24 protein-coding genes and 1 tRNA gene are annotated in these 24,372 nt (G+C 74.3%); 12 read left to right on the top strand and 13 right to left on the bottom strand.

The genetic code is table 11. From position 1 onward, the window contains the following. Window positions 1-40: 40 nt before the first annotated feature. Together ACWDYF_RS16160 and ACWDYF_RS16165 are read left to right on the top strand one after the other, a co-directional pair. Window positions 41-1,024 (top strand): aldo/keto reductase, encoded by a 984-nt coding sequence (locus tag ACWDYF_RS16160; RefSeq protein WP_389464055.1) that lies wholly within the window; start codon window positions 41-43, stop codon window positions 1,022-1,024. Next, window positions 1,021-3,513: a helix-hairpin-helix domain-containing protein gene (locus tag ACWDYF_RS16165; protein ID WP_389464054.1), complete on the top strand. Its 2,493-nt coding sequence runs from the start codon at window positions 1,021-1,023 to the stop codon at window positions 3,511-3,513. Before ACWDYF_RS16160 ends, ACWDYF_RS16165 begins: the two co-directional genes overlap by 4 nt. 174 nt (window positions 3,514-3,687) lie before the next feature. Here the strand turns inward: ACWDYF_RS16165 and ACWDYF_RS16170 are convergent, their stop codons facing one another. After that, window positions 3,688-4,386 carry a hypothetical protein gene (locus tag ACWDYF_RS16170; RefSeq protein ID WP_389464052.1) on the bottom strand — a complete coding sequence of 233 codons (699 nt, stop codon included), beginning with the start codon at window positions 4,384-4,386 and terminating at the stop codon, window positions 3,688-3,690. Window positions 4,387-4,433: 47 nt separating this feature from the next. Between ACWDYF_RS16170 and ACWDYF_RS16175 the strand changes: the two genes are divergently transcribed. Then, complete coding sequence (locus ACWDYF_RS16175; RefSeq protein WP_026252957.1) at window positions 4,434-4,622, top strand: DUF5703 family protein; 189 nt, start codon at window positions 4,434-4,436, stop codon at window positions 4,620-4,622. Window positions 4,623-4,710: 88 nt separating this feature from the next. On the opposite strand, the gene ACWDYF_RS16180 is transcribed toward ACWDYF_RS16175, so the two are convergent. From ACWDYF_RS16180 to ACWDYF_RS16190, 3 genes are all read right to left on the bottom strand, one after another. Continuing rightward, the gene (locus ACWDYF_RS16180; RefSeq protein ID WP_389464050.1) at window positions 4,711-5,643 is read right to left on the bottom strand and encodes a chaplin; all 933 of its coding nucleotides are present in this window, start codon (window positions 5,641-5,643) and stop codon (window positions 4,711-4,713) included. 193 nt (window positions 5,644-5,836) lie between these two features. Next, the gene (gene chpH / locus ACWDYF_RS16185) at window positions 5,837-6,070 is read right to left on the bottom strand and encodes a chaplin ChpH (RefSeq protein ID WP_018570377.1); all 234 of its coding nucleotides are present in this window, start codon (window positions 6,068-6,070) and stop codon (window positions 5,837-5,839) included. Between the two features lie 158 nt (window positions 6,071-6,228). Beyond that, window positions 6,229-7,554, bottom strand: coding sequence for a M20/M25/M40 family metallo-hydrolase (locus tag ACWDYF_RS16190; protein ID WP_389464048.1), 1,326 nt, complete (start codon window positions 7,552-7,554; stop codon window positions 6,229-6,231). A gap of 217 nt (window positions 7,555-7,771) precedes the next feature. On the opposite strand from ACWDYF_RS16190, the gene ACWDYF_RS16195 reads away from it, so the two are divergent. Continuing rightward, window positions 7,772-7,859: transfer RNA gene (locus ACWDYF_RS16195), tRNA-Leu, on the top strand. Window positions 7,860-7,882: 23 nt separating this feature from the next. On the opposite strand, the gene ACWDYF_RS16200 is transcribed toward ACWDYF_RS16195, so the two are convergent. Both ACWDYF_RS16200 and ACWDYF_RS16205 read right to left on the bottom strand, forming a co-directional pair. After that, window positions 7,883-9,301, bottom strand: coding sequence for a phosphoribosyltransferase family protein (locus ACWDYF_RS16200; protein WP_389464046.1), 1,419 nt, complete (start codon window positions 9,299-9,301; stop codon window positions 7,883-7,885). Window positions 9,302-9,313: 12 nt separating this feature from the next. Then, window positions 9,314-9,628, bottom strand: coding sequence for a dsRBD fold-containing protein (locus ACWDYF_RS16205; RefSeq protein ID WP_381736990.1), 315 nt, complete (start codon window positions 9,626-9,628; stop codon window positions 9,314-9,316). Window positions 9,629-9,830: 202 nt separating this feature from the next. Between ACWDYF_RS16205 and ACWDYF_RS16210 the strand changes: the two genes are divergently transcribed. Further along, complete coding sequence (locus ACWDYF_RS16210; RefSeq protein ID WP_381736989.1) at window positions 9,831-10,205, top strand: YchJ family protein; 375 nt, start codon at window positions 9,831-9,833, stop codon at window positions 10,203-10,205. A 22-nt stretch (window positions 10,206-10,227) separates the two neighbouring features. Here the strand turns inward: ACWDYF_RS16210 and ACWDYF_RS16215 are convergent, their stop codons facing one another. After that, a complete protein-coding gene (locus ACWDYF_RS16215) occupies window positions 10,228-10,929 on the bottom strand; it encodes a FadR/GntR family transcriptional regulator (protein ID WP_037896645.1) in 702 nt (233 codons plus the stop codon). A gap of 143 nt (window positions 10,930-11,072) precedes the next feature. Here ACWDYF_RS16215 and ACWDYF_RS16220 point away from each other — a divergent pair, with 143 nt between their 5' ends. Then, on the top strand, window positions 11,073-11,624 hold the full coding sequence (locus ACWDYF_RS16220; protein WP_389464285.1) for a gluconokinase: 552 nt from the start codon (window positions 11,073-11,075) through the stop codon (window positions 11,622-11,624). A 114-nt stretch (window positions 11,625-11,738) separates the two neighbouring features. Next, window positions 11,739-13,136: a GntP family permease gene (locus tag ACWDYF_RS16225; RefSeq protein ID WP_037896647.1), complete on the top strand. Its 1,398-nt coding sequence runs from the start codon at window positions 11,739-11,741 to the stop codon at window positions 13,134-13,136. Between the two features lie 138 nt (window positions 13,137-13,274). Here ACWDYF_RS16225 and ACWDYF_RS16230 read toward each other — a convergent pair whose 3' ends face one another. Beyond that, window positions 13,275-14,822, bottom strand: coding sequence for an APC family permease (locus ACWDYF_RS16230; protein WP_381736988.1), 1,548 nt, complete (start codon window positions 14,820-14,822; stop codon window positions 13,275-13,277). Between the two features lie 61 nt (window positions 14,823-14,883). Beyond that, the gene (locus ACWDYF_RS16235; protein WP_389464043.1) at window positions 14,884-15,834 is read right to left on the bottom strand and encodes a hypothetical protein; all 951 of its coding nucleotides are present in this window, start codon (window positions 15,832-15,834) and stop codon (window positions 14,884-14,886) included. A 584-nt stretch (window positions 15,835-16,418) separates the two neighbouring features. Between ACWDYF_RS16235 and ACWDYF_RS16240 the strand changes: the two genes are divergently transcribed. The 4 genes from ACWDYF_RS16240 to ACWDYF_RS16255 all read left to right on the top strand — a co-directional run bounded on the left by ACWDYF_RS16240 (window position 16,419) and on the right by ACWDYF_RS16255 (window position 18,726). Beyond that, entirely contained in the window at window positions 16,419-17,312 is an 894-nt protein-coding gene (locus ACWDYF_RS16240; RefSeq protein ID WP_389464042.1) for a DMT family transporter, read from the top strand. A 70-nt stretch (window positions 17,313-17,382) separates the two neighbouring features. Next, window positions 17,383-17,898: an NUDIX hydrolase gene (locus ACWDYF_RS16245; protein ID WP_381736985.1), complete on the top strand. Its 516-nt coding sequence runs from the start codon at window positions 17,383-17,385 to the stop codon at window positions 17,896-17,898. Window positions 17,899-17,947: 49 nt separating this feature from the next. After that, entirely contained in the window at window positions 17,948-18,340 is a 393-nt protein-coding gene (locus ACWDYF_RS16250; protein ID WP_389464039.1) for a YidH family protein, read from the top strand. Continuing rightward, window positions 18,337-18,726 carry a DUF202 domain-containing protein gene (locus tag ACWDYF_RS16255; RefSeq protein WP_389464038.1) on the top strand — a complete coding sequence of 130 codons (390 nt, stop codon included), beginning with the start codon at window positions 18,337-18,339 and terminating at the stop codon, window positions 18,724-18,726. The genes ACWDYF_RS16250 and ACWDYF_RS16255 overlap by 4 nt, the downstream gene beginning before the upstream one ends. Before the next feature lie 39 nt (window positions 18,727-18,765). Here ACWDYF_RS16255 and ACWDYF_RS16260 read toward each other — a convergent pair whose 3' ends face one another. The 4 genes from ACWDYF_RS16260 to ACWDYF_RS16275 all read right to left on the bottom strand — a co-directional run bounded on the left by ACWDYF_RS16260 (window position 18,766) and on the right by ACWDYF_RS16275 (window position 22,915). Next, window positions 18,766-19,707 carry an NADP-dependent oxidoreductase gene (locus ACWDYF_RS16260; RefSeq protein ID WP_389464036.1) on the bottom strand — a complete coding sequence of 314 codons (942 nt, stop codon included), beginning with the start codon at window positions 19,705-19,707 and terminating at the stop codon, window positions 18,766-18,768. Window positions 19,708-19,834: 127 nt separating this feature from the next. Beyond that, the gene (locus ACWDYF_RS16265; protein WP_026252959.1) at window positions 19,835-20,428 is read right to left on the bottom strand and encodes a TetR/AcrR family transcriptional regulator; all 594 of its coding nucleotides are present in this window, start codon (window positions 20,426-20,428) and stop codon (window positions 19,835-19,837) included. 25 nt (window positions 20,429-20,453) lie between these two features. Beyond that, complete coding sequence (locus ACWDYF_RS16270; protein ID WP_389464034.1) at window positions 20,454-22,154, bottom strand: class I adenylate-forming enzyme family protein; 1,701 nt, start codon at window positions 22,152-22,154, stop codon at window positions 20,454-20,456. Continuing rightward, complete coding sequence (locus ACWDYF_RS16275) at window positions 22,151-22,915, bottom strand: SDR family oxidoreductase (protein WP_026252960.1); 765 nt, start codon at window positions 22,913-22,915, stop codon at window positions 22,151-22,153. Before ACWDYF_RS16275 ends, ACWDYF_RS16270 begins: the two co-directional genes overlap by 4 nt. 192 nt (window positions 22,916-23,107) lie before the next feature. Between ACWDYF_RS16275 and ACWDYF_RS16280 the strand changes: the two genes are divergently transcribed. Beyond that, window positions 23,108-24,355: an exo-beta-N-acetylmuramidase NamZ family protein gene (locus tag ACWDYF_RS16280; protein ID WP_389464032.1), complete on the top strand. Its 1,248-nt coding sequence runs from the start codon at window positions 23,108-23,110 to the stop codon at window positions 24,353-24,355. Window positions 24,356-24,372 lie beyond the last annotated feature (17 nt).

Genomic DNA, 24,372 nt, shown 5'->3' on the forward strand with positions numbered 1-24,372 from the left:
GTCACCCACGGGGCATCCGTGGCCAGTAATCTCGGCGTTCATGGAGCAGAGGCATCTCGGCCGTACGGGCCTGCGCGTGTCCCGCATCGGCCTCGGCACCCTCACCTGGGGCCGGGACACCGACGAGCACGACGCTGCGGACATGCTGAAGGCGTTCTGGGAGGCGGGCGGCACCCTCGTCGACACGGCGGACGTCTACGGCGACGGCGAGGCCGAGTACCTGCTGGGACGGCTCATGGACGGCCTGGTGCCCCGCCACGACCTGGTCGTCTCGACCAAGGCGGGCAGCGTCCCCGACCCCGACCGGCGCTTCGACGGCTCCCGCGGCCATCTGCTGGCGGCCCTGGACGACTCGCTCGCCCGGCTGGGCACGGACCACATCGACGTGTGGCACGTGCACGCCTACGACCCGTCCACCCCCTTGGAGGAGACCCTCCAGGCACTCGACCTGGCCGTGAGCAGCGGGCGGGTGCGGTACGCCGGGGTCTCCAACTTCTGCGGCTGGCAGTTGGCCAAGGCGGCGACCTGGCAGCTCGCCGCGCCGGGCACCCGGACCCGGCTGGCGAGCACGCAGATGGAGTACTCCCTGCTCCAGCGGGGCGTCGAGCGCGAGGTGCTGCCCGCCGCGCTCGACCTGGGCATCGGGATACTGCCCTCCTCACCGCTGGGCCGGGGCGTGCTGACCGGCAAGTACCGCGACGGGCTGCCGCCGGACTCGCGGGGCGCCTCGGAGCAGTTGGCCCCGTTCGTCGAGCCGTACCTCGACGACACCGCGCGCCGGATCACCGACGCGGTGGCGACGGCCGCCGACGGGCTGGCGGTGACGCCGCTCCAGGTCGCCCTGGCCTGGGTCCGCGACCGGCCGGGGGTGAGCGCCCCGATCGTCGGCGCGCGCACGGCGCAGCAGCTCACGGCCGCGTTGTCAGTGGAGAGCCTTAGTCTTCCTGACGAGATCTGCCGGGCGCTCGACGATGTGTCGGCGCCCGTGCACCGCTATCCCGATCACGACTGGAGCACGCTGTGAGCACGGAGCCGGAGACCACGGAGAACACCGGGCCGGGGACGCCGGATACCGACGGGCGGGAGCCTGCCGCGAGCGGGAGCGAAGGGGCGAAGTCCCCGGACTCCGCCGCCGAACCCGCCGAGCCCGCCGACCCTGCGGACGTCGACGGGAGCGACGCGGGCGACACGGGCGACACGGGCGACACGGGCGACGGTGAGGATGGCAGCGCGGCCGGAGAGGCCGAAGACAGCGGTGAGACCGGAGACGGCAGTGCGGACGCCGCTGCCGGGGAGGGCTCCGGCGCCGGGGCCGCGAGCGGCACGGACGGCGCCGCCCAGTTGTCCGAGGCGGCGGCCGAGCTGGCGGCCCAGCGGATCGAGCGGGAGCGCATCGAGCGCCGGAAGGCCGAGAAGGAGGCGAGAGGACCGATCGAGGCCGGGACGAAGCTCAGCGGTCCGGCCGCCGATCTGCTCGCCGCGGTGCGGGCCGTGGAGAGCGGCGAGAAGCCCGCGGCCGCCGTGTTCGCCGAGCCCGAGGCGGAGTCCGCGCGGCGCAGGCCCGCCGCCGAGCGGACGCGCCCGGCGCCCGTACCGCCGCCGGCGGCGGCCACCGCGCCCGCGCCCCCGGCCGGTGAGACCGTCGAGGCCGTGGGCCGGGTGCTGGCCGAGGGCGGGGCACCGCAGGCGCTCGCCGCCGCGGTCGCGGCGGCTCTCGGCGAGGGCGCGGCGGAGCTGCTGCACTCCGACCCCTGGCAGCTGCTGCGTGTTCCCGGGGTGCGCCCCGAGCAGGCAGACGGCTTCGCGCGGGCGCTGCTGGGTGCCGAGTGCGGGCCCGCCGACGAGCGGCGCGGCCGGGCGTTCACGGTCTGGCTCCTGGAGCAGGCGGCGCTCGCCGGGCACACCGCGCTGGAGGCTCCGGCCCTCACCTCCGCACTGGCCCAGCGGGGCGTCCCCGACCCAGACGAGGCCATGCAGTCCGCGCTCGCGGAGGGCGAGGCCCTGGTGTTCCAGGACGCCCTGGACGAGCCGGGAGCACCGTCCGCCCCGGCCCACGACGCGGTCCCTGGCGAGGAGGACGGCGGCACGGGCGAGGAGGGCGAAGGCCGTCCGGTACGGATCCTCGTCGGCCTGGAGCGGTACGCGCTCGCCGAGGAGAGCCTCGCGGACGGCCTGGCCCGGCTGGTCAACTCCGTGCCGAAGCAGGACGGTCCGGGCGAGGACTGGGAGCGGGCCGCCGGTGCGGCCCGGGGTTCCGCCGCCGAGCTGATCCGCGCGGTCGCCGGGCACGCCCTGGTGCTGCACACCGGCGGGGAGGCGTCCCGGGCCGAGACGGCACGGCTGCTCCGGGAGGCCCGCGGTCTGGGGCTGCGTGCCTGGGCCGCCGCGCACAGCCCGCTGGGCCGGGACGCTTTCGCGGAGCTGCTCGGCGATTCCTCCGAGGGGCCCGGCGGTTCCGGCGGTTCCGGCGGGGCCGAGCGGCCCGGTGCGGACGGCACGGCGGGTTCCGGGGCGGGCGGGTCCGCCGTGGCCACGGTCGCCGGGCTGCTGTCCGGTGCCGAGGGGCCGGGCCGGGACACCGACGGCGCCTTCGACCTGGACCTCCTCGTCGTGCTCGACACACCCCAGCTGGACGTCGAGACGGCCGCCCTGGTCGTGGAGTCCCTGCCGGACGGCGCCCGGCTGGTGCTGGCCGGGGATCCCGGTGTGCTGTGGTCCGCGGGTCCCGGACGGGTCTTCGCGGATCTGCTGGCGGCGGGGATCTGTCCGCACATCGCCTCGCGGACACCGGATCCGGGTCCGCTGGGCGAGCTGGTCTCCGGTATCGGCGTCGGCGAGCTGACCCAGGTGGAGGCGCCGGGCAAGGAGGTCGTCATCGTCCCGGTGCGGGACGCGGGCGAGGCCGTGCACCGCACGGTGCAGCTCGTCGCGGACTCGGTGCCGCGGGCGATCGGCGTCCCCACCGCGCAGACCATGGTGATCACCGTGGGCCACGGCGGCGCGGCGGGCACCCGTGCGCTCAACGCCGCCCTCAAGGAACGGCTCAATCCGGGCCCCGGCCGCTTCGGCGGCTTCGACCCGGACGACCGTGTCGTCTACTCCCCCGCGCCCGGCCGCGCGCTGCCCGGCCAGGTGGTGCGCGCCGACGCCGAGGGCCTGCACCTGTCCTGCTCGGGCGAGTCCGTGGTCGTCCCGAAGGACCAGGTGGAAGGCCGGGTGCGGCACGGATGGGCGCTGACCGCGCACCAGGCCGTGGGCGGCCGGTGGCCCGCGGCGGTCGTGGTGCTGCCGGGCGACGCGGCGCAGGCGCTCAGCCGGCCGTGGGTCTACACCGCTTTCGGCCGGGCGAGCCGCCATCTGTCCGTGGTGCACGGGGTGGAGCAGGCGCTGCCCAGGGCCGTGGCCGAGGTCGGGGCCCGGCCGCGTACGACCCGGCTGCCCGTCCTGCTGGTCCCGCAGACCGGCGGGGAGGAGGCGGCCCAGGCGGGCCAGGCGGTGGCGGGCCAGGACTGACGCCGTACGTCGCGTCCCGGCCCGGGGAGCGCCGCCCGGGACGGGACGGGACGGGGTGGCACAGGACGGGACGCGGCGGGGCGGGGCGCGGCGGGGCGGTGGTCCCGGAGGCCCCGCCCCGGCCACCGCGGGCCGCCCCGTCACGGGCCGCCGCGTCCGCTCAGTGCTCCCGCGTCAGTGCTCCCGCGCGTCCAGCGGCTCCAGATCCTCGTCGTCGTCGACCTCGTCAAGGTCGTCGTCGGCGTCGGTCTCGTCCTCGTCCGTCTCGTCGTCGAAGACCGCGCTGACGTCGAAGCGGCAGACGACCAGTTCCGGATCGACCTGTTCGAAGGGCGCCTCCAGCCAGTCGCCCGGGTCGGCGGGTTCGTCCGAGGCCGTGACCCAGAGGGTGGAGTCGCCCTCCTCCAGGCCGAACTCCTTGTGCCGGGAGGCGATCTCGTCGGGTTCGAACTCGCCGAAGAGCACCCCGAGGGCCCCGTGCACCGTGTCGGACGGGCCCGTGCCGATGCCCGCGGCGCCCTCGGCGTCCGCGGCCTCCACCCGCTCGGCCTGGGCCAGCAGCCGCTGCGGGTCGGCCACGGCGTAGTCGCGGCGGATCAGCACGCTGATCGCGTTCGGTTCCTCGGGGCCCGCGTACGGCGGCAGCGAGTCGTCACCGGGGATCTCGAAGGGCGTGACCTCGTCGTAGCGGTCGTAGAGCAGCTCGTCGTACGCCTCCGCGGCGGCGGCCAGCTGGTTGAACGCCTCGTAGACGGCCGGGTCGTCGTCCCCCGACCTGCGTTCGACCGCCGCCAGGTGACGGTCGAGCGCGGTCTTGACCGCCTCGGCGGCGGCGCGTACCTCGGCAGCGGTGGGCTGCGCAGCATCAGACATAGTGCAGACGCTATCCGTACCGGGCCCCAGCCCGCACAATAGATGCGATGCCGGAATACGAATTTGTCGACGTGTTCGTCCCGCGTGGGGTGTCCCGCAACGAGACGGCACGTCTGCTGACCGACCATGCCGAGTACGGACACTGGGAGTTGTACCGCCTGAGCCTGCTGCGCGACGGCAGCCGCCGGGTGCGGCTGCGGCGGCGGATCATCCGCCAGGTGCGCGCCACCTGGTGACCCGGCCGAAGCCGTCCTGATCCCGCCCCCGCCCGGCCCTCGCGGGCCCCGCCGACGCGGGGCCCGCTCAGGTGTGCGCCGGTGCGGATCAGGCCGAGGCGCGCGCCCTGCGGTACAGCACCGCGCCCGCCAGCAGCGCTCCGGCACCGGCCGGCAGGGCGAGGCCCAGGTGCAGCTCACTGCCGGTGTGAGCGAGTTGGCCGCTCGCCCGGGGCGGGGTCACGGTCTGCGGGGCGGGCTGGTTGATGTGCACCGCTCCGCCGGGCGTCCGGCCGCCCGTGGTGGGCGGAGTGGTGGGCGTGCCCGGGTGCCCCGGAGTACCCGGGTGACCGGGAGTACCCGGGTGACCGGGAGTGCCCGGGTGACCGGGAGTGCCCGGGTGACCGGGGTGGCCCGGATGACCGGGCGTGCCGGGGTGCCCCGGGGTGCCGGGGTGGCCGGGCGTGCCCGGGTGGCCGGGCGGGTTGCCGTGGCCCGGGGGCGTGGGGTGACCGCCGGGACCGCCCGGGTTGGCGCAGGTGTTGCCGAAGGCCGCGTTGCCCACGCCGATGACGTCGACGCTGTTGCCGCAGACGTTCACGGGGACGTCGATCGGCACCTGGACCTGGTTCCCGGAGCCCACGCCCGGTGAGCCCCCGGTGTGACCGCCGGCCTGCGCACCGCCGCCGGAGCCGCCGTGACCGCTGCCCCCATGACCGCTTCCGCCATGACCGCTGCCGCCGTGACCCGTCCCCCCGTGGCCGTGCCCTCCGTGCTCTCCGTGCCCGCCGCTGCCCTCGCCGCCATTGGCGCACTTGTTGCCCATCGCCGGGTTGAGCAGCCCGACGACGTTCACGGTGTTGCCGCAGATGTTCACGGGCACGTGCACCGGCACCTGCACCGTGTTGCCGGACAGCACGCCCGGCGAGCCGGCCGCGGTGCCGGTGGCGCCCGCGTCGGCGTACGCGGCACCGCTCGCCGCGGCGAGCACACCGGTGGCCGCGGCCACGGTCATCAGGCCCTTGCGGGTGACCTGTCGCATGTTGCTGAATCCCTGCTCTCGACCTTCTCGAACCTTCCGGAACGCGCGCTCGCGCTCGGGCGGATGAGTACACCCGGCGACCGCGCGAAAAAACCGGCCGGCCCCGGAGCGCATGGCGCGCGCGCCGGGGCCGGCGGGTTCAGACCCCCCACGGAGTCGATGACTTCAGACCCTCACGGGGCGGGGCACAACGTCACTTGTTGACGCAGGTGTTGCCGAAGGCGGGGTTCAGCAGCCCGATCACCGAGATCGTGTTGCCGCAGACGTTCACCGGCACGTGCACGGGCACCTGGATGACGTTGCCGGAGACGACGCCCGGGGACTGCACGGCGGCACCCTGGGCTCCGGAGTCGGCGGCGGCCAGGCCCGCGCCCGCGAGGACCAGCCCACCGGTGGCAACCGCGGCAGCGACGACCTTCTTGATCATTATTCCTCCTAGTTGGCAAAAGCGATCCCGTGTTGCTGATCGCATTACCTGTAACGAGGAGGGAGTAATGGAGCTACGAGCTTATGGTCGGATTCACTCTTCTCAGTCATGCCCGCACAGGCGGTCGATTATCGGGGTCAAGCGGGCGCTGACCAGGGTCAGGAGGCGTCGATGAACCGGTCCAGCACGCGCACGCCGAACCGCAGACCGTCCACCGGCACCCGCTCGTCGACCCCGTGGAACATGCCCGCGAAGTCCAGCTCCGGCGGCAGCTTCAGCGGGGCGAAGCCGAAGCCCCGGATCCCCAGGTCGTCGAAGGACTTGGCGTCCGTGCCGCCGGAGAGCATGTACGGGATGGCCTTCGCGGCCGGGTCCTCGGCCACCAGCGCGGACTGCATCGCCGCCACCAGCGGCCCGTCGAACGTGGTCTCCACGGCCTTGTCGGCGTGCACGTCCTCGCGCTTGACCCGGGGGCCGAGGATCCGGTCCAGGTCGGCCAGGAACTCCTCCTCGAAGCCCGGCAGGAAGCGCCCGTCGACATGCGCGGTCGCCTCGCCCGGGATGACGTTGACCTTGTAACCGGCGCCCAGCTGGGTCGGGTTGGCGCTGTTGCTCAGGGTCGCGCCGATGAGCTTGGCGATGCCGCCCAGCTTGGCGAGGGTCCCCTCCATGTTCTCCGGGTCCAGCTCGGTGCCGAGGGCGTCGCCGAGTTCGTCGAGGAAGGCCCGGGTGGTCTTGGTGACCCGCACCGGGAACTCGTGCCGGCCGAGCCGGGCGACGGCGTCGGACAGCTCGGTGATCGCGTTGTCCCGGTGGATCATCGACCCGTGGCCCGCGGTGCCGGCCACGGTCAGCTTCATCCAGTGCATGCCCTTCTCGGCCGTCTGGATCAGATAGAGCCGCCGCTGCTCGCTGACCGTGAAGGAGAAGCCGCCGACCTCGCTGATCGCCTCCGTGACGCCCTCGAAGAGGTCCGGGTGGCGGTCGACCAGGTACCGGGCGCCGTACGTGCCGCCCGCCTCCTCGTCGGCGAGGAAGGCGAGCACGATGTCCCGGGGCGGCCGGCGCCCGCTGCGCAGCCGGTCGCGCACGACCGCCAGCGTCATCGCGTCCATGTCCTTCATGTCCACCGCGCCCCGGCCCCACACGCAGCCGTCCGCGACCTCTCCGGAGAAGGGGTGGTGCGTCCAGTCGTCGGCGTTGGCCGGTACGACGTCGGTGTGGCCGTGGATGAGCAGCGCGGGCCGGGACGGGTCCTCGCCCGCGATGCGCGCCACGGTCGAGGCGCGGCCGGGGTGGGACTCGAAGATCTTCGGTTCGAGGCCCACCTCGGCGAGCTTCTCGGCGACGTACTCGGCGGCCTTGCGCTCGCCGGGGCCCGAGTGGTCGCCGTAGTTGCTGGTGTCGATCTGGATCAGCTCACGGCAGAGGTCCACGACCTCGTCCTCGCCGGTGACGCCCCTGGCCGTGTCCGTCTCGCTCACGCTGCTTCCTCCCGCTGGTGTGCTGGTGGCCCATCTCGTGTGCCCGTGGTCCACTCATCCTCCCTCTCCCGGCGCCCGGGACCCAAGGGCGCCCCCGGCCCGTCACAGCGCGTTCACGCCCCGGGCCGGGCGCGGACCGGGGGTGATCGGGCACACCGGAAAGCCTGGTAATGTTTACGTCGTCGCCGCGGGGGAAACCCCGCACGGCAGACACCTTGTCCGGGTGGCGGAATGGCAGACGCGCTAGCTTGAGGTGCTAGTGCCCTTTATCGGGCGTGGGGGTTCAAGTCCCCCCTCGGACACCAGCAACACCAGCAGAGACCCCAGTTCATCTGGGGTCTTTCGCGTTTTCGGGGGCGGTGGGCGGTGTCAGGTGGGTCGTGAACCAGGTGCGGGCCAGGGCTGTGGCCTGCTCCAGGGTGCCGGGTTCCTCGAAGAGGTGGGTGGCGCCGGGGACGACGGCGAGGCGGTTCTCGCAGGTCAGGTGGGTCTGGGCCTGGCGGTTGAGGTCCAGGACCTGGGGGTCGGCGCCGCCGACGATCAGCAGGGTGGGGGCGGTCACGGCGGGCAGGGCGGGGCCTGCGAGGTCGGGGCGGCCGCCGCGGGAGACGACCGCGGCGAGGTCCGCCGCCGGGTCCGCGGCGGCCCGTAGCGCGGCGGCGGCCCCGGTGCTGGCGCCGAAGCAGCCGAGGGGGAGGTTCCGGGTGTCCGGGCGGCGGCGCAGCCAGGCCGTGGCGGCGGTGAGGCGGGCGGCCAGCAGGGCGGTGTCGAAGACGTTGTCGCGTTCGCCCGCCTCCTCCTCCGTGAGCAGGTCGAACAGCAGGGTGCCGAGCCCGGCGCGGTGCAGCCCGGCGGCGACGTACCGGTTGCGCGGGCTGTGCCGGCCGCTGCCGCTGCCGTGCGCGAAGACGACGAGGCCGGTCGGGGCGGCGGGGATCGTCAGGTGTCCGGCCAGCCGGACCGGGCCCGCCTCGACCTCCACCACCTCCGCCTCTGCCTCTACCTCTGCCTCTGCCTCCACTTCCACCCGGGCCTCGGCCTCGGCCTCGGTCTCGGTCTCGGTCTCCTCGGCGGTCTCCCCCGGCTCCCCGGTCCGCTCCGTCCGGTTGCCGGAGGCCGCCTCGCGCAGGCAGGCGAGGACGTCCGCGTCGTCGAGCTGGGCGAAGTCGGCGTAGAACTGGCCGACGGCGAAGAAGCCGGGCGGGGTCTCCAGCGCGACCAGTTCGTCGGCCTCGCCCGCCAGGCGCCGGGTCCAGTCCGGCGGGGCGACCGGCACCGCGAGCACGGTGCGCGCGGCGCCCCGGGCCCGTACCGTCCGGCAGGCCGCCCGCGCGGTCGAACCGGTGGCCACCCCGTCGTCGACCAGCACGACGGTCCGCCCGGCGACGGGGAGCGCGGGCCGCTCGCCGCGGTAGCGGGCGGCCCGGCGGAGCAGTTCGCGCTGTTCGCGCTCCGCCACGCGCTCCAGCGCCGCCGGTGGTACGCCCGCCTCGCGCACCACCATGTCGTCCACGACCCGCACGCCGTCCTCGCCGAGCGCGCCCATGGCCAGTTCGGGCTGTGCGGGCACGCCCAGTTTCCGTACCAGGCAGAGGTCCAGCGGGGCGCCGAGCGCCCTGGCCACCGCGGCGGCGACCGGGACGCCGCCGCGCGGCAGGCCGAGCACGGCGACGTCCGGCCGCCCGGCGAGAGCGGCCAGCCGGTCGCCGAGCCGCCTGCCCGCCGCCGCACGGTCCGTGAAGAGCACGGTCGGGCTCCCTCACTCCCCGGAGGTCCACAGCGGGGCGGACGACGTCGCCTCGGGCGCCCCCACCGCCTCGATGTCGCCCGAGGCGGCGCGCATCAGTGCGCGGCCCAGCGCGATCAGGGCCCGGCCGGCGGCGAGTTCGTCGCCTATCTCGGGCACATCGGGGTCGTAGGGGCTGCGGCGGGCCTCCGCGCAGCTCTCCAGGACGTTGTCGCCGGTGTCCAGGACGATCCGGGCGGTGGTGTCCGGGTCGTGTTCGGACAGGTACAGGTTCAGCCGCCATTCCTTGACGGACGCAGGCCGGCTGGTGTCGACGGGTCGCGTCATCGTCGGTCCCTCCTCAGCTCCGCTCGCCCCGGCTCCGCTCGCCGGGGCTTCTCCGGCTCCTCTTGCTCCTCCTGCTCCTCCTGCTGCTCCTGCTGCTCCTCGCGCCCCTTCCACTGTCCACTGTGCCTCGCGCGGATGCGGGCCGCGCGGTCCCGGCAGGGGGCGTCCGCCGGCGCGCGCGGGGGCGGGCAGAATGGGCGCCATGACCACGCGTTCCTGCCCGTGCGGGCTGACCGGGCCGTACGAGAAGTGCTGCGGCCGCTACCACTCCGGCGCGGCCACCGCTCCGAGCGCCGAGGCGCTGATGCGGTCGCGGTACAGCGCCTTCGTGCGGCGGGACGCGGGGTATCTGCTGCGGACCTGGCACCCGCGGACCAGGCCGGAGCTTCTGGAGCTGGATCCGGGGATGCGCTGGACGGGCCTGGAGATCCTGGACACGGCGGACGGCTCCGCCTTCCACGCCACCGGGACGGTGACGTTCCGGGCGTCCTACCGGGGCGGTTCGCTGCACGAGCGCAGCCGCTTCGAGCGGGTGGACGGCGCGTGGGTGTACGTGGACGGTGACTTCCTGGCGTAGCCGCGCCGAGGCCGTGGCACGGCTACGGCGCCAGGACGTCCAGTTCCTGGAGGGCGCCGACGGTGATCTCCCGAGTCAGCCGCTCGGCGCGTTCGGCGTCGCGGGCGCGGACGGCCTCGGCGACCTGGACGTGCAGGGTGACGGCGGCGGGGTCGGGGTCCTCGAACATGACCTCGTGGTGGGTGCGGCCGGTGAGGACCTCGGCGACGACGTCGCCCAGGCGCGCGAACATCTCGTTGCCCGAGGCGGTGAGGATCACGCGGTGGAAGGCCATGTCGTGGAACAGGTACTGCTCCAGCCGGTGGCCGCGTGAGTTGGCGACCATCCCGAGAGCGCACTCGGTGAGTTCGGCGCACTGCTCGGCGTCGGCGTGCCGGGCGGCGAGTCCGGCCGCGACCGGTTCGACCGCCGAGCGCAGCACGGTCAGGGAGCGCAACTGGCGCGGCCGGTCGGCGCCGGCCAGCCGCCAGCGGATGACCTGGGGATCGTAGACGTTCCACTCGTGCTGCGGGCGCACGGTCACGCCGACGCGGCGGCGGGAGGCGACCAGGTGCATGGACTCCAGGACACGGACCGCCTCGCGCATCACGGAGCGTGAGACGTCGAAACGCTGTGCCAGCTCGTCGGTGCGCAGGACGCTGCCCGGAGGGTACTCACCCGCGGTGATCGCGGGGCCGAGGGTGTCCAGTACGCGGCCGTGCAGACCCCGGCCCGATGTGCTCATGCACTCAGCGTACGGGGTGGGTCACGGAATCGAAAAGTCAGACTTATATGTCACAGACTCTTGAATTCGTCGTACCTAATGGGTTTCAGTGTGGCGGACGCCGGATGGCGGCGTCCCATGTCGAGGAAGACAGCGAGGCAGTGATGCGCACCCCCCACGTCGTCGTGGTGATGGGCGTCGCCGGTACGGGCAAGACCACCATCGGTCCCCTGCTCGCGGGCCGGCTCGGCGTCCCGTACGCCGAGGGCGACGACTTCCACCCGCAGGCCAACATCGACAAGATGGCGGCCGGGATCCCGCTCGGTGACGAGGACCGCCGCCCCTGGCTCGACGCCATCGGCGCCTGGGCGCACGGGCGGGCCGGGCTCGGCGGGGTGGTGAGCAGCTCGGCCCTGAAGCGGGCCTACCGCGACCGGCTCAGGGCGGCGGCCCCCGGGGTCGTCTTCGTGCATCTGACCGGTGACCGCGAGCTCATCGAGGACCGGATGGCGCAGCGCCAGGGGCACTTCATGCCGACCGCGCTGCTGGACTCGCAGTTCGCCACGCTCCAGCCGCTGGAGGCGGACGAGCGCGGTGTCGCGGTGGACGTCTCGGGTTCGCCCGAGCAGATCGCCGCGCGCGCCGCGGCCGCCCTGGACGGCCTCGACGGCACCGCGCCGGACACCACCGCGCAGGCCGGGCCGTCCCCGCTCTGACGCTTCCGCTGCCGCGCGGCCACCGGCCGCGCTTCCCCTGAAACCCACCTCCCCGACCCCCACCGCCCCGACACCCACCGCCCCTGTCCCTCTTCACCTCCAAGGGAACACCCCGTGACCAGACTCAGCGTCGAGATGCTGGCAGCGGACGCGCCCCCGGCGATCACCTCGGCCGGACACGCCCAGCTGGGCATCGCCGTCCTGGCGGGCATCGCCGTCATCGTCCTGCTCATCACCCGGTTCAAGCTGCACGCCTTCCTGTCGCTGACCATCGGCTCGCTGGTGCTCGGCGCGGTCGCCGGCGCGCCGCTGGACAAGGCGATCACCAGCTTCACCAGCGGACTCGGTTCGACCGTCGCCGGTGTCGGCGTGCTGATCGCGCTGGGCGCGGTGCTCGGCAAGCTGCTCGCCGACTCGGGCGGCGCCGACCAGGTGGTGGACACGATCCTGGCGCGGGCCAAGGGCCGGGCGATGCCGTGGGCCATGGTGCTGATCGCCTCGGTGATCGGGCTGCCGCTGTTCTTCGAGGTCGGCATCGTGCTGCTGATCCCGGTGGTGCTGATGGTGGCCAAGCGCGGCAACTACTCGCTGATGCGGATCGGCGTCCCGGCCCTGGCCGGTCTGTCCGTGATGCACGGTCTGATCCCGCCGCACCCCGGTCCGCTGGTCGCGATCGACGCGGTCAAGGCCAACCTGGGCGTGACACTGGCGCTGGGCATCGTCGTCGCCGTGCCGACCGTGATCATCGCCGGTCCGCTGTTCTCCAAGGTGGCGGCCCGCTGGGTGGACGTGCCCGCGCCCGACCGCATGCTCCCGGAGCGCGCCTCGGAGAAGCTGGAGCACCGGCCGGGCTTCGGCGCCACGCTCGCCACGGTGCTGCTGCCGGTCGTGCTGATGCTGGCCAAGGCCCTGGTGGACATCGTCGTCGACGACGGTACGAACATGACCCAGCGGGTCTTCGACGTCATCGGCTCCCCGCTGATCGCGCTGCTGGCCGCGGTGATCGTCGGTATGTTCACGCTGGGCCGCCCGGCCGGCTTCACCAGGGAGCGGATCAACTCCACCGTGGAGAAGGGCCTGATGCCCATCGCGGGCATCCTGCTCATCGTCGGCGCCGGCGGCGGCTTCAAGCAGACGCTGATCGACTGCGGTGTGGGCCAGATGATCCTGGACATCTCCAAGGACTGGTCGATCCCGGCGCTGCTGCTGGCCTGGCTGATCGCGGTGGCCATCCGGCTGGCGACCGGCTCGGCGACCGTGGCGACCGTCTCGGCCGCCGGTCTGGTCGCGCCGCTGGCGGCCGACATGTCGACCGCGCACACGGCGCTGCTGGTGCTGGCGATCGGGGCCGGCTCGCTGTTCTTCAGCCATGTCAACGACGCCGGGTTCTGGCTGGTGAAGGAGTACTTCGGGCTGAGCGTCGGGCAGACGGTCAAGACCTGGTCGCTGATGGAGACGATCATCTCCGTGGTGGCCGGTGCGCTGGTCCTGCTGCTGTCGCTGATCGTCTAGCGCCGGTCCGGCGGCGGTGGCGCCGGACCACGTACCAGCCGAAGCGCGTACGAGCCGCGCCTCATACGCGCCGGGACGCGTACGAGGCGCCACCGCCGCCCGCGTCCGCCCTGCCGCCCGCATCCGCCCCGCCGGACGTCACGGTGCCGACTCGGCCGCCTTCTCCAGCTGGAACGCCTCGTTGCCCAGGCCGATGCGGGCGTGCGCCTCGGGTCTGCGGGCGCGCAGCACGGCCCCCTGGACCAGGCCGACGAGCGCGGCGAGGCCGATGATGCCGGGCAGGATCCGGCTCAGGGCCGAGCCGGGGCCCGTGCCGACCAGGACGTCGAAGTCCTTCACCGTGTAGAGGGCGATCACCAGCAGGGCGAGCCCGGCCAGGGCGGAGGTGACCAGCCGCCAGCCCTGGGTGCGTGCGGCGCCGCGCCGCACGAAGAAGACGATCACCGACAGCGAGGCGGCCGCCATCAGGAGGATCACGCCGAGCGCGCCGATGTTGCCGCCCCAGGTGAACAGGTGCAGGACGGGTGCGGTCGGGTCGCCGGCCGGTTTGTCGTCGGTGACCGCGAAGGCGGCCACGATCAGCAGCGAGAAGACCGTCTGCGACAGGGAGCCGGTGGCCGGGGCCCCGCTGGCGCTGGAGGTGCGGCCGAAGACCGGGGGCAGCAGCCCCTCGCGGCCCATGGCGAAGGCGTAGCGGGCGACGACGTTGTGGAAGCTGAGCATCGCCGCGAACATGCCGGTCACGAACAGGACGTGCAGGACGTCGGTGAAGGTGTTGCCGAGCCGGGACTCGGTGAGCGAGAACAGCAGTCCGGCGCTCTCCTCGCGGGCGGTGCCGACGATCGCCGAGGGGCCGGTGGCGACGGTCAGCGCCCAGCTGCTGAGCGCGAAGAAGACGGCGACCCCGGCGACCGCGAGGAACATCACGCGGGGCACCAGGATGTGCGGGCGGCTGGTCTCCTCGGCGTAGACGGGGGCCTGCTCGAAGCCGAGGAAGGCGGCGATGCAGAAGCACAGCGCGGTGCCGATGCCCGCGCCCGACAGGGTGTCCGGGTCGAACGCGTGCAGGGACAGACCGGCCGGGCCCGGGTCGCCCACGGCGGCCACGTCGAAGACGACGACCAGCACGACCTCGATCACCAGCAGCACGCCGAGCACGCGCGCGTTGACGTCGATCTTCAGCCAGCCGAGCGCGCCGACCAGGGCGACGGCCGCGAGCGCCGGGATCCACCAGGCGACGGTGAGATCGGCGTAGGTGGCGAACAGGTTGGACACCTCGAAGCCGAAGATGCCGTAGATACCGGCCTGGAGGGCGTTGTAGGCGACGAGCGCGACGAGCGCCGCGCCCGCCCCGGCGGTGCCGCCCAGACCGCGGGAGATGTAGGCGTAGAAGGCGCCCGCGTTGTGCACATGGCGGCTCATCTCGGCGTACCCGAGGCTGAAGAGGACCAGCACCACGCCGAGGATCACGAAGAGCAGCGGCTGCCCGACGATGCCCATGACCGCGAAGGTGGTGGGCATGACCCCGGCGACCACCATCAGCGGGGCGGTCGCGGCCAGCACGGACAGCAGCAGGCCGCCCGTGCCGAGCCGGTCGGCGCGCAGGGCGCGTTCCGGGCCCTTGAAGGTGCTGATGCCGCCGCCGTCGGCGGTCGGTCTGCTCGGGTTCGAACTGCCCGTCGTCATCGGGGCGTCCTTTCGGGCGTCGGGGCCAGGGTCTGGGGGCTTGCGAGGGCCGGGAGGCGCGCTAGGCGGTGCCGAGCGCGGTGGCGCGGGCGGTGCGGAAGGCGGTGTACGGGTCCCGCTCCGGGTAGGACCAGGGGTGCTCGGTGGCGTGGTCGCCGATGCGCAGGAAGAGGGCGGCGGCCTCGGCGGCGCGGCCCTCGCAGTGCTTGGCGTGGGCGAGGTAGTTCAGGTCGACCATGCGCCGCGGATGGCCTTCCTGCCCCCACTCCAGCCACCAGTCGAAGGCGGTCTTCATCACCTGTCTGGCCCTGCGGCCCGCCCAGTGCCCGCAGCCGGCCGGGTCGGCGCCCGCCCGGCCCGCCGCGGCCAGCGCGCGGTAGCGCTCGGCGTGGGCGACCACCGGCAGGATGGCCAGCGGGGAGTCGGCGGGGGCCTGCTCGGCGGCCCAGTTGGCGAAGTCGTAGACCTCGTGCAGCGGGTCGGGACCGGCGGCGGCGTGGCGTTCGGCGAGCGCCGCCACCATCAGGTGGTGGGCGTGGTGGTGGTCCGGGTGGCGCAGCCGTACCTCGTCGAAGAGGCGGACCACGTCCTCCTCGGCGCCCAGGGAGCGCTCCAGCAGGAGCAGGGCGAGCCAGGGCGTCGGGTCGGCGGGCGCGAGGGCGGCCGCCGCGCGGCACGCCTCGCGGGCCGGGTCCGGCTTCTGCCGGCCGTGCAGCGCGCGCCCGACCAGGGCGGCGCCGAGGAGTACGGACGCGTCGGCGGACTCGGGTTCGGCGAGCAGCCAGTCGCGGACCCAGGCGGCGGTGTGCGCCTCCCGGGCGAGGACGGTGACGCGGTGCGCGCGGCGGTCCCAGTCGTCACCGGTGCGCGCGAGCAGCGAGCGGACCGCCTGCCAGCGGCCCTGGGCCAGGGCGGAGCGGACCGTGACGAGTTCGGCGTCGTCGAGAGCGGCGTCGAAGGCGTGGGCCGCACGCTTGCGGCCACGGCCGAGGGGAGGCGGGGGTGGGGGCACCGCGGGACTTCCTCACGCGCTCTTCGTTCGTGCTGTGTGCGTCGCTCTTCCGTGCTGGGTGCGCCGCTCTTCGGTCGTGCTGTGTGCGCCGCTCTTCGGTCGTGCTGTGTGCGCCGCTCTCCGGTCGTGCTGTGTGCGCCGCTCTCCGGTCGTGGTGGGTCCGGCCGCTCGTGGATTCCTGCCGCTCGCGTCCCTCCCGCTGGGTGCGGGTCCGCTCCCGGTCACCGATCGCTGGTCGCCCGATCACGGACAGCAAACCCGCAGCCAACAGTCGGCGTCAAGGGCCGCCGGAGTGTTACACGCGTCAACTCGACGTGAAGGGGCGGTACTTGCGGAAGGCGGCGGGCGGCGCGCCGCCGGACCGGGTCCGCGGGCTTCCTTCACCCGTGTGGCGCAGGCCATGGCGCGCTTCCGTGCGGCGGCCCACCATGGCCGTGTCGCCGTGCCGCCGCCCTCCCGGACGGACCGCAGCGGCCGGGTCGAGCGCGCGGATCCGGGTACACGCACCGGCGGACAGTGCCCTGGAACGCTAGAGTCGGCCCCTACGCACCCCGTGGCCCGGCCGGATGATCGAGGTACGCAGCGTGTCGGTTCTGGTTCTGACTCTCGCCGTGAGCGCCGCGTGCTGCCTGGGCTTCGGCTTCGTCCTCCAGCAGAACGCCGCCCAGCGCGCTCCGCTCAGCGACTTCCTCTCGCCCCGGCTGCTGCTGGACCTGATGAGGGTGCCGCGCTGGCTGGGCGGGCTCGGGCTGATGGTGCTCGGCATGGTGCTCGGCGCCGTCGCCCTGGGCCACGGCGAGATCTCCCTGGTGGAACCGCTGCTCGCGACCAATCTGCTGTTCGCCCTGGCGCTGTCGCGCAGCCAGACCCGGCAGCCGCTGGGCCGCCAGGGCTGGCTGGGGCTCGCGCTGCTGGCGGGCGGCGTGACGGCGTTCATCCTGGCGGGCCGGCCCCGGGCGGGCAGCGCGGTCACCGATCCGCTGCGGCACTGGCTGATCATCGGGACCATGGTCGGCGTCGCGCTGCTGCTGACCACCTACGCCAAGCGGTCCCGGCTCAGCTGGGGGCCGGTGCTGCTCGCGGTGGCCGCGGGGCTGCTGTACGGGGTGCAGGACGCGCTGACCCGGGTGAGCGGGCAGCGCTTCTCGGCGGGCGGCTGGTCGGAGCTGTTCACCGGCTGGCAGCCGTACGGGCTGCTGGTCATCGGCGTCACCGGGCTGATCCTGGTGCAGAGCGCCTTCGAGACGGCGCCGCTGCGCATGTCGCTGCCCGCGCTCACCGCGGCCGAGCCGCTGGCCGGGATCGCCTGCGGGGTCGGCTTCCTCGGCGACCGCCTGCGCACCGACGTCGCCGCGCTGACCGGGGAGGCGGCGGGCCTGGCCGCGATCGTGGCGGGCATCGTGCTGCTCGGCCTGCATCCGGCGATGCCGTGCGGCGCCTCGGTGCCCGAGCAGAAGCGGAAGCTCCAGCCGCGCTGAGCCCGGCCGCCGGGCCCGCCGCGTGCGGTGCGCCCGCTCCCGGTGCCGGGCGGGCTGCTTGGATGGGGGCATGAGCGCTGCGGAGGAGATCCTCGACATCGTCGACGCCGACGACCGCGTCGTCGGACAGGCACCCCGCGGGGAGGTGTACGCCCGCGGGCTGCGGCACCGCTGCGTCTTCGTGGAGGCGCGGGACGCCGGGGGACGGCTCTTCGTCCACCGCCGCACCGCGTCCAAGCTGGTCTTCCCGTCCCTGTACGACCTGTTCGTGGGCGGCGTCGTCGGCGCCGGGGAGAGCTACGACGACGCGGCCCTGCGCGAGGCCGAGGAGGAGCTGGGGGTGACGGGGCTGCCGCGCCCCGAGCATCTGTTCACGTTCCTGTACGACGACGGCGCCGGGCACAGCTGGTGGTCGGCGGTGTACCGGGTGCGCTGCGAACTGCCGGTGCGCCCGCAGGCCGAGGAGGTCGCCTGGCACGGCTTCCTGTCCGAGGACGAGGTCGAGCGGGGGCTCGGCGCGTGGGAGTGGGTGCCGGACGGCCTCGCCGCGTACGAGCGGCTGAAGGCGTACCGGGCGGCGGGGTGACCCCGGCCCCCGGCGTCCGCCGCAGCCGCGCGTGGGTAGGGTCCCCACCGTGATCGACTTCGCACGGAACGTCCGCCTGTGGTTCGCCCCCGAGGAGGTCAGGGAGGAGGGCCGCACCCCGGACTACCGCTTCTCGCTGGCCAATGAGCGCACCTTCCTGGCCTGGCTGCGGACCGCGCTCGCCCTGATCGGCGGCGGGTTCGCCGTGGACCAGTTCCTGCCGGGGCTGCGCTGGGCCTGGCGCGTCGGTCTGGCCCTCGCCCTGCTCGGCGCGGGGGTGCTGTGCTGTCTGCGCGCCGTCGACCACTGGGTGCGCTGCGAACGGGCGATGCGGCGCGGCGAGGACCTGCCCGCCTCCCGCTTCCCCGCCGTGCTGAGCCTGGTCGTCGCCGTCGTGGCCGTCGCCATGGTCGTGGTGGTCCTCGCGGGACGGGCGGGGTGAGCGGCGCGGACGGGGCGGACGAGGCGGACGAGGGTCACGGGGGCACCGGGGGCGCGGGCGGCGGTGCGCGGGCGGCGGCCGCCGGGCGCGATCCCGGGCTCCAGCCGGAGCGGACGCGGCTCGCCTGGCGCCGTACGACGCTGTCCGGCACGGTGGTGGCCGTGCTCGCCGTGAAGGCGGCGCTGTACGGCGGTGTCTCGGCCGCCGGGGTGCTTGTCTGCGCCCTGTGCTTCCTGCTGTGGCTGGGCTTCCTGCTGGTGGCCCAGACCCGTATCCGCGCTCTGGCCCGGACGGCGGTCCCGCCCGTCCTCACCCCCCGGCTGGCCACCGCGGCGGTGCTCTGCACGGTGGCCCTGGCTCTGTGCGCGTCGGTGCTGGTGCTCTGAGGCGGCCCCGGCCGCTCCGGCGGGAGCGGCCCGGGTCCGCTAGGCCGCCGTCTCCCGGTCCACCGTCACGACGATCTTCCCCCGGGTCCGGCCCTCCTCGCTCTGCCGCAGCGCGTCCGCCGCCCGTGCCAGCGGGTACGTCTGCGCCACGTGCACGCTCAGCACCCCCTGCTCGGCCAGCTCGGACAGGTGCAGCAGATCCCGGGCGTCGGGGCGGACGAAGCAGTAGCGGCCGCCGTAGTCGGTGACCTCCGGGTCGGCGATGGAGGCGAGGCGGCCCTCGGGGGCGAGCAGCTGGGCGGAGATCCTGGTGGTCTCGCCGCCGATCGTGTCGAACACCGCGGCCACCCCCTCGGGGGCGAGTCCGCGCACCCGCTCCGCCAGGCCCTCGCCGTAGCTGACCGGCTCCCCGCCCAGGGAGCGCACATAGGCGTGGTTGCGCTCGCTGGCCGTGCCGATCACGCGGGCGCCCAGATGGGCGGCGAGCTGGACGGCGAACGAACCGACCCCGCCCGCCGCGGCGTGCACGAGCACGGTCTCGCCCCGCCCGACCCGCAGCGCCCCGGTGAGCACCTGGTAGGCGGTGAGCCCGGCCAGCGGGATGCCCGCCGCCTCGGCGAAGGAGAGGCCGCGCGGTTTGCGGGCGAGCGTGCGCACCGGGGCGGCGACGTACTCGGCGAAGGTGCCGCGGGACAGGAAGTCCTCGCGGACGTAGCCGATGACCTCGTCCCCGGCGGAGAACTCGGTGACCGCCGCGCCCGGCCGGACCACGACCCCGGCGAGGTCCCAGCCGGGCACCACCGGGAAGACGGGGTCCAGGAGGGCGTCCAGGTAGCCCTCGCGGCACTTCCAGTCCACCGGGTTCACGGCGGCGGCCCGCACCTCGACCAGCACCGAGTCGGGGCCGACCTTCGGATCGCGCACGTCCCCGTACTCCAGCACCTCGGGTCCGCCGTAGCGGCGGTAGCTGATGCCCTTCATGGCACCGACCCTCCGTGCCGCCCGCCCGCGCCGCAACCCGGCGCGCGGGCGAGGGCGCGGAGGACAGAGGCCGGCGGGCGGGGGCAGCGGCCCCGGGGTCCGGGCGCTGCGGCCCGGCCGGTTCATCTCACGGACGCAGCGCTCGCAGCAGCAGGTCCGCCAGGTGGTCGGCGACCTCCTGCGGGGTGAGGGGGCCGTCCGGGCGGTACCAGGTGGACAGGTGGTGGACGGAGCCGAAGTGGTAGTCGACCACCAGGTCGGCGGGGGTGGCCCGGGAGAAGACGCCCTGGTCCTGGCCCTCCTCGATGAGCGCGCGGAAGCGTTCGTGGTAGCGCCGCCGCTCGGCGCGCACCTGCTTGTACTTCTCCGGGCTCAGGTGGTGCATGGAGCGGAAGAAGATCGAGGCGTCGTCGAGGTTGTCGATGGTGGTGACGACGACGTCGGCGGCGGCGTCCCGGACCCGCTGCTGCACGGGCTCGTCGGCGTCGGCGAAGGCGTCGAGGCGCTCCTGCTGGAGGCGCAGCACGCGCGCGTACACCTCGTGCAGCAGATCGTCCTTGGAGCCGAAGTAGTGGTACAGCGCGCCCTTGGTGACGCCGGCCGCCTCGACGATCTCCTGGACCGAGGTGCGGTCGTACCCCTGGGCGGCGAAGAGCCGGGTGGCGGCGGCCAGCAGCCGCTGGGGCACGGGGGTCCCGGCCGATTCCGTCGTCCTGGGCACTGCCGCCACCTGCCTTTCCTTGGTGCTACGGGTGTCGTGGGTCCTGCTCGGTGCCGTCGCGGTCACCGCGTGAACGCAGTTCCCGCCGGAGGATCTTCCCACTCGCCGTCTTCGGCAGCTCCGGCAGGATCTCCACCTGCCGCGGGTACTTGTAGGCGGCCAGCCGCTCCTTGCAGTACGCGGCGAGCGCGTCCGGCTCCGCGGCGGCGTCCGGGCGGAGGCTGACGTACGCCTTGACGGTCTCGCCGCGGTAGGCGTCGGGCACGCCGACGACGGCCGCCTCGCGCACCGCCGGATGGGTGTAGAGGACGTCCTCGACCTCGCGCGGCCAGACCTTGAAGCCGGACGCGTTGATCATGTCCTTCTTGCGGTCGACGACGTACAGCCAGCCCTGTTCGTCCATGAAGCCGATGTCGCCGGTGCGCAGTTCGCCGCCGGGGAAGGTCTCGGCGGTGGCGTCGGGGCGCCGCCAGTAGCCGGGGACGACCTGCGGGCCGCTGACGACGATCTCGCCGGGGGTGCCGAAGGGCGTCTCGGCGCCGGTGTCGTCGACGATGCGCACGACGGTGTCGGGTCCCGGCACGCCGACGGCGAGGGTGCCGGAGACCGGGTCGACGGGAGCCTCGCGGCCGGGCGGTACGGAGGCGCAGGGCGCGGTGCACTCGGTGAGGCCGTAGCCGTTGCGGATGTACGGGCCGAAGCGGGCGCGGAACGCCTCGACCAGCGCGGGCGGCAGGGGCGCGCCGCCCGAGGAGATGACGTGGAAGGAGGAGAAGTGGTCCGGGGTGACGGCGGGGTGGGCGGCCAGCGCCATGAAGGCGGTGGACGGGCCGACGGTGTAGTGCGGGCGGTGCTCGGCGAACGCCTCCAGCACGAGGGAGGGTTCGAAGCGGTGGGCCAGGACCAGGGTGCCCGCGCTGTTCAGACAGGCGCCGAACTGGCAGACCATGCCGGTGATGTGGAACAGCGGTGCCAGCGCGAAGTAGACGGGCGCCTCGGGCAGGCCGAGGCCGGTGCGCTGGCGTTCGGCGTTGTACATGATGTTGCCGTGGGTGTTGGTGGCGCCCTTGGGGGTGCCGCTGGTGCCCGAGGTGTAGCTGATCAGCGCGAGATCGCCGGGGGCCGGTGCGGGCGCCGCGGGGGCCGGGTGTCCGGCGCGGGCCACGGCCGTCAGGTCGTCGGCGTCCGGCGCCTCGGGCAGTCGTTCGAAGGCGAGCGCGCGCGGGTCGTCGCGGGTCTGGAAGTCGCGTTCGCAGGCGGTGAGGACGATCCGCACGGGCGAGCCGGCCGCGGTGGCGCGCAGGAAGGAGTCCCAGGCCCGGTCGGTGCAGACGAGCGCGCTGACCTCGGCGTCCTTCAGGACGTGGGCGACCTCGGCGGACTTGTACATCGGGTTGACCGGGACGACGGTCGCGCCCGCCTTCCAGGCGCCGAGGACGGCGAGCACGAAGTGCGGCGAGTTCTGGAGGACGACGGCCACCCGGTCGCCGGGGCGCAGGCCGCGCGCGGCGAGGTGTCCGGCCACCGAGTCGCTCAGCTCGTCGGTCTCGCGGTGGCTGAGGCGGGCGTCGAAGTAGGCGAGGAAGGTGCGGTCGGGGGTCTCGGCGGCCGACCGGCGCAGGGCGTGCACCAGGGAGTCGGCGGGGTGGACGGGGGCGCGCTGGGCGTCGTCGAGCAGCGGCAGCCAGGGCCTGGCCGCGTACCGGGAGGCGGGGGCGGCGCTCACCGGGCCTGCTCCCAGGTGCGCTGGATGCGGTTCATCCCGGCCAGCCAGTGATCGGGGTCGGTGGCGCGGGCCTGGTAGAAGCCGGCCGCCTCGGGGTGCGGCAGGATCAGGAAGCGGTCCTCGGCGATGCCCTTGAACAGGGCGTCGGCCACGTCGGCGGGTTCGACGGCGGTCGGCCTGAGCACCAGGTCGCCCGCGCTCCCGGCCGCGTCGAGCATGTCGGTGCGCACCCCTTGCGGGCAGATCGCGTGGACCTTGATCCCGCGGTGGCGGTACGTCAGCGACAGCCACTCGGCGAAGGCGTACGCGCCGTGCTTGGTGACGCTGTAGGGGGCGGCGCCGATCATGGTGAGCAGTCCGGCGGCGGAGACGGTGGAGACGAACCGGCCGGCGCCGCGCTCCAGCCAGCCGGGCAGCAGCGCCTCGGCGGCGCGCACATGGGCCATGACGTTGACGTCCCAGGCCCGCGCCCAGACCTCCTCGCCCGCGGCCTCGGTGCCGGCCGAGCCGAGGCCCGCGTTGGCGCAGTAGACGTCGACGGTGCCGCCGAGCGCGTCGCGGGCGTCGGCGACGATCGCGGAGGCGTCGCCGGGCAGTGCGATGCCGCCGGTCTCGGCGGCGACGGCCGCCGCCTTCGCGGCGTCGAGGTCGTTGACGACGACTCTGGCGCCCTCGGCGGCGAACCGGCGGGCCAGGGCCGCGCCGATGCCCGCTCCGGCCCCGGTGACGACCACGCCCGCACCCTGAACGGCTTCCACCAGCGATCTCCTTCGCCCTGGTCCGACGCGCTCGCGGATCGGCTCCGCGGCGACACACTAACCGGTCGGTATGCCACGGGGAAGGGGTGTTCGGGCCGGGCGTACGCGGGCTCGCTCCCGGCTCGTTCCCTCACGGCGGGGCGCACGCTAGCGTGCGTGGGCATGACACCCGCCCGCGATCACGGAGGTCACCGGATGAAGCTGTCCCGTCGGAGTCTGCTCGCCACCACGGCCGCGGTGGCCGCCACCGCCGTCCCCGCCGCGCAGGCCGAGGCCGCACCGCGGGGCCGGGGCCGGCCGCTGCGGACCGGGTTCGAGCGGCTGGCGGCCGACGGCTACGCGGTGCTGGCCGGGCAGCGCGTCGGCGTCGTCACCAACCCGACCGGCGTCACCCGGGACGTCCGGCACATCGTGGACGTGATGCACGCCGACCGCCGGGTGGACCTGCGCGCCGTGTTCGGGCCCGAGCACGGCTTCCGCGGCACCGCGCAGGCGGGCGGCTCCGAGGGCCGCTACGACGACCCGGCGACCGGGCTGCCGGTGTACGACACCTATCTCAAGAGCGGGCAGCCGCTGGCCGACGTGTTCACCGCCTCCGGCGTGGACACCGTGGTCTTCGACATCCAGGACGTGGGCGCCCGCTTCTACACGTACATCTGGACGCTGTACGACTGCATGGAGGCCGCCGCGCTCGCCGGGAAGCGGTTCGTGGTGCTGGACCGGCCGAACCCGATGACCGGCCGCGAGGCGCTGGGGCCGGTGCTGCACAAGGAGTTCGCCACGTTCGTGGGGCGGCAGCCCGTCGCCCAGGCGCACGGCATGACGGTCGCGGAGCTGGCGCGGCTGTTCAACGCGGAGTTCCTGGCCACCCCGGTGCGGCTGGAGACGGTGCTGATGACCGGCTGGGACCGGTCCTCGTTCTACGACGCCTCCGGGCTGCCCTGGGTGCCGCCGAGCCCGAACATGCCGACCCCGGACACGGCGCTCGTCTACGCGGGGACGTGCATGTTCGAGGGCACCAACCTCTCCGAGGGCCGGGGCACCACCCGCCCCTTCGAACTGCTGGGAGCGGAGGGCCTGGACGGCCGCTGGGCGGACGCCGCGAACGCGCTCGGCCTGCCCGGGGTCCGCTTCCGCGAGGCGTACTTCGCGCCGACGTTCTCCAAGTTCGAGGGGAAGACGGTCGGCGGGGTGCAGATCCATGTGCACGACCGGGACGCCTTCGACCCGCTGCGCACCGGGATCGCGCTGCTGGTGACCGCCAAGCGGGTCTGGAGCGGCTTCGCCTGGCGCCCCGACGACTGGATCGACAAGCTCACCGGATCCGCCCGGGTGCGCACGATGATCGACGCGGGCGCGGACACCGACGAGGTGGTCGGCGGCTGGCGCACCGAGCTGGCCGCCTTCCGCCGTACGCGCGGGCGCCATCTGCTGTACCGGTGAGGCGCGCACCGGCGCGG

Source organism: Streptomyces sp. NPDC003284 (assembly GCF_053589675.1).

Excerpts from the sequence above, each read along its gene's own strand:
- ACWDYF_RS16160 (WP_389464055.1), top strand. The coding sequence starts at position 41 with ATGGAGCAGAGGCATCTCGGCCGTACGGGCCTGCGCGTGTCCCGCATC.
- ACWDYF_RS16170 (WP_389464052.1), bottom strand. The coding sequence starts at position 4,386 with ATGTCTGATGCTGCGCAGCCCACCGCTGCCGAGGTACGCGCCGCCGCC.
- ACWDYF_RS16175 (WP_026252957.1), top strand. The coding sequence starts at position 4,434 with ATGCCGGAATACGAATTTGTCGACGTGTTCGTCCCGCGTGGGGTGTCC.
- ACWDYF_RS16180 (WP_389464050.1), bottom strand. The coding sequence starts at position 5,643 with ATGCGACAGGTCACCCGCAAGGGCCTGATGACCGTGGCCGCGGCCACC.
- chpH (WP_018570377.1), bottom strand. The coding sequence starts at position 6,070 with ATGATCAAGAAGGTCGTCGCTGCCGCGGTTGCCACCGGTGGGCTGGTC.
- ACWDYF_RS16205 (WP_381736990.1), bottom strand. The coding sequence starts at position 9,628 with ATGACGCGACCCGTCGACACCAGCCGGCCTGCGTCCGTCAAGGAATGG.
- ACWDYF_RS16210 (WP_381736989.1), top strand. The coding sequence starts at position 9,831 with ATGACCACGCGTTCCTGCCCGTGCGGGCTGACCGGGCCGTACGAGAAG.
- ACWDYF_RS16215 (WP_037896645.1), bottom strand. The coding sequence starts at position 10,929 with ATGAGCACATCGGGCCGGGGTCTGCACGGCCGCGTACTGGACACCCTC.
- ACWDYF_RS16220 (WP_389464285.1), top strand. The coding sequence starts at position 11,073 with ATGCGCACCCCCCACGTCGTCGTGGTGATGGGCGTCGCCGGTACGGGC.
- ACWDYF_RS16230 (WP_381736988.1), bottom strand. The coding sequence starts at position 14,822 with ATGACGACGGGCAGTTCGAACCCGAGCAGACCGACCGCCGACGGCGGC.
- ACWDYF_RS16245 (WP_381736985.1), top strand. The coding sequence starts at position 17,383 with ATGAGCGCTGCGGAGGAGATCCTCGACATCGTCGACGCCGACGACCGC.
- ACWDYF_RS16260 (WP_389464036.1), bottom strand. The coding sequence starts at position 19,707 with ATGAAGGGCATCAGCTACCGCCGCTACGGCGGACCCGAGGTGCTGGAG.
- ACWDYF_RS16280 (WP_389464032.1), top strand. The coding sequence starts at position 23,108 with ATGAAGCTGTCCCGTCGGAGTCTGCTCGCCACCACGGCCGCGGTGGCC.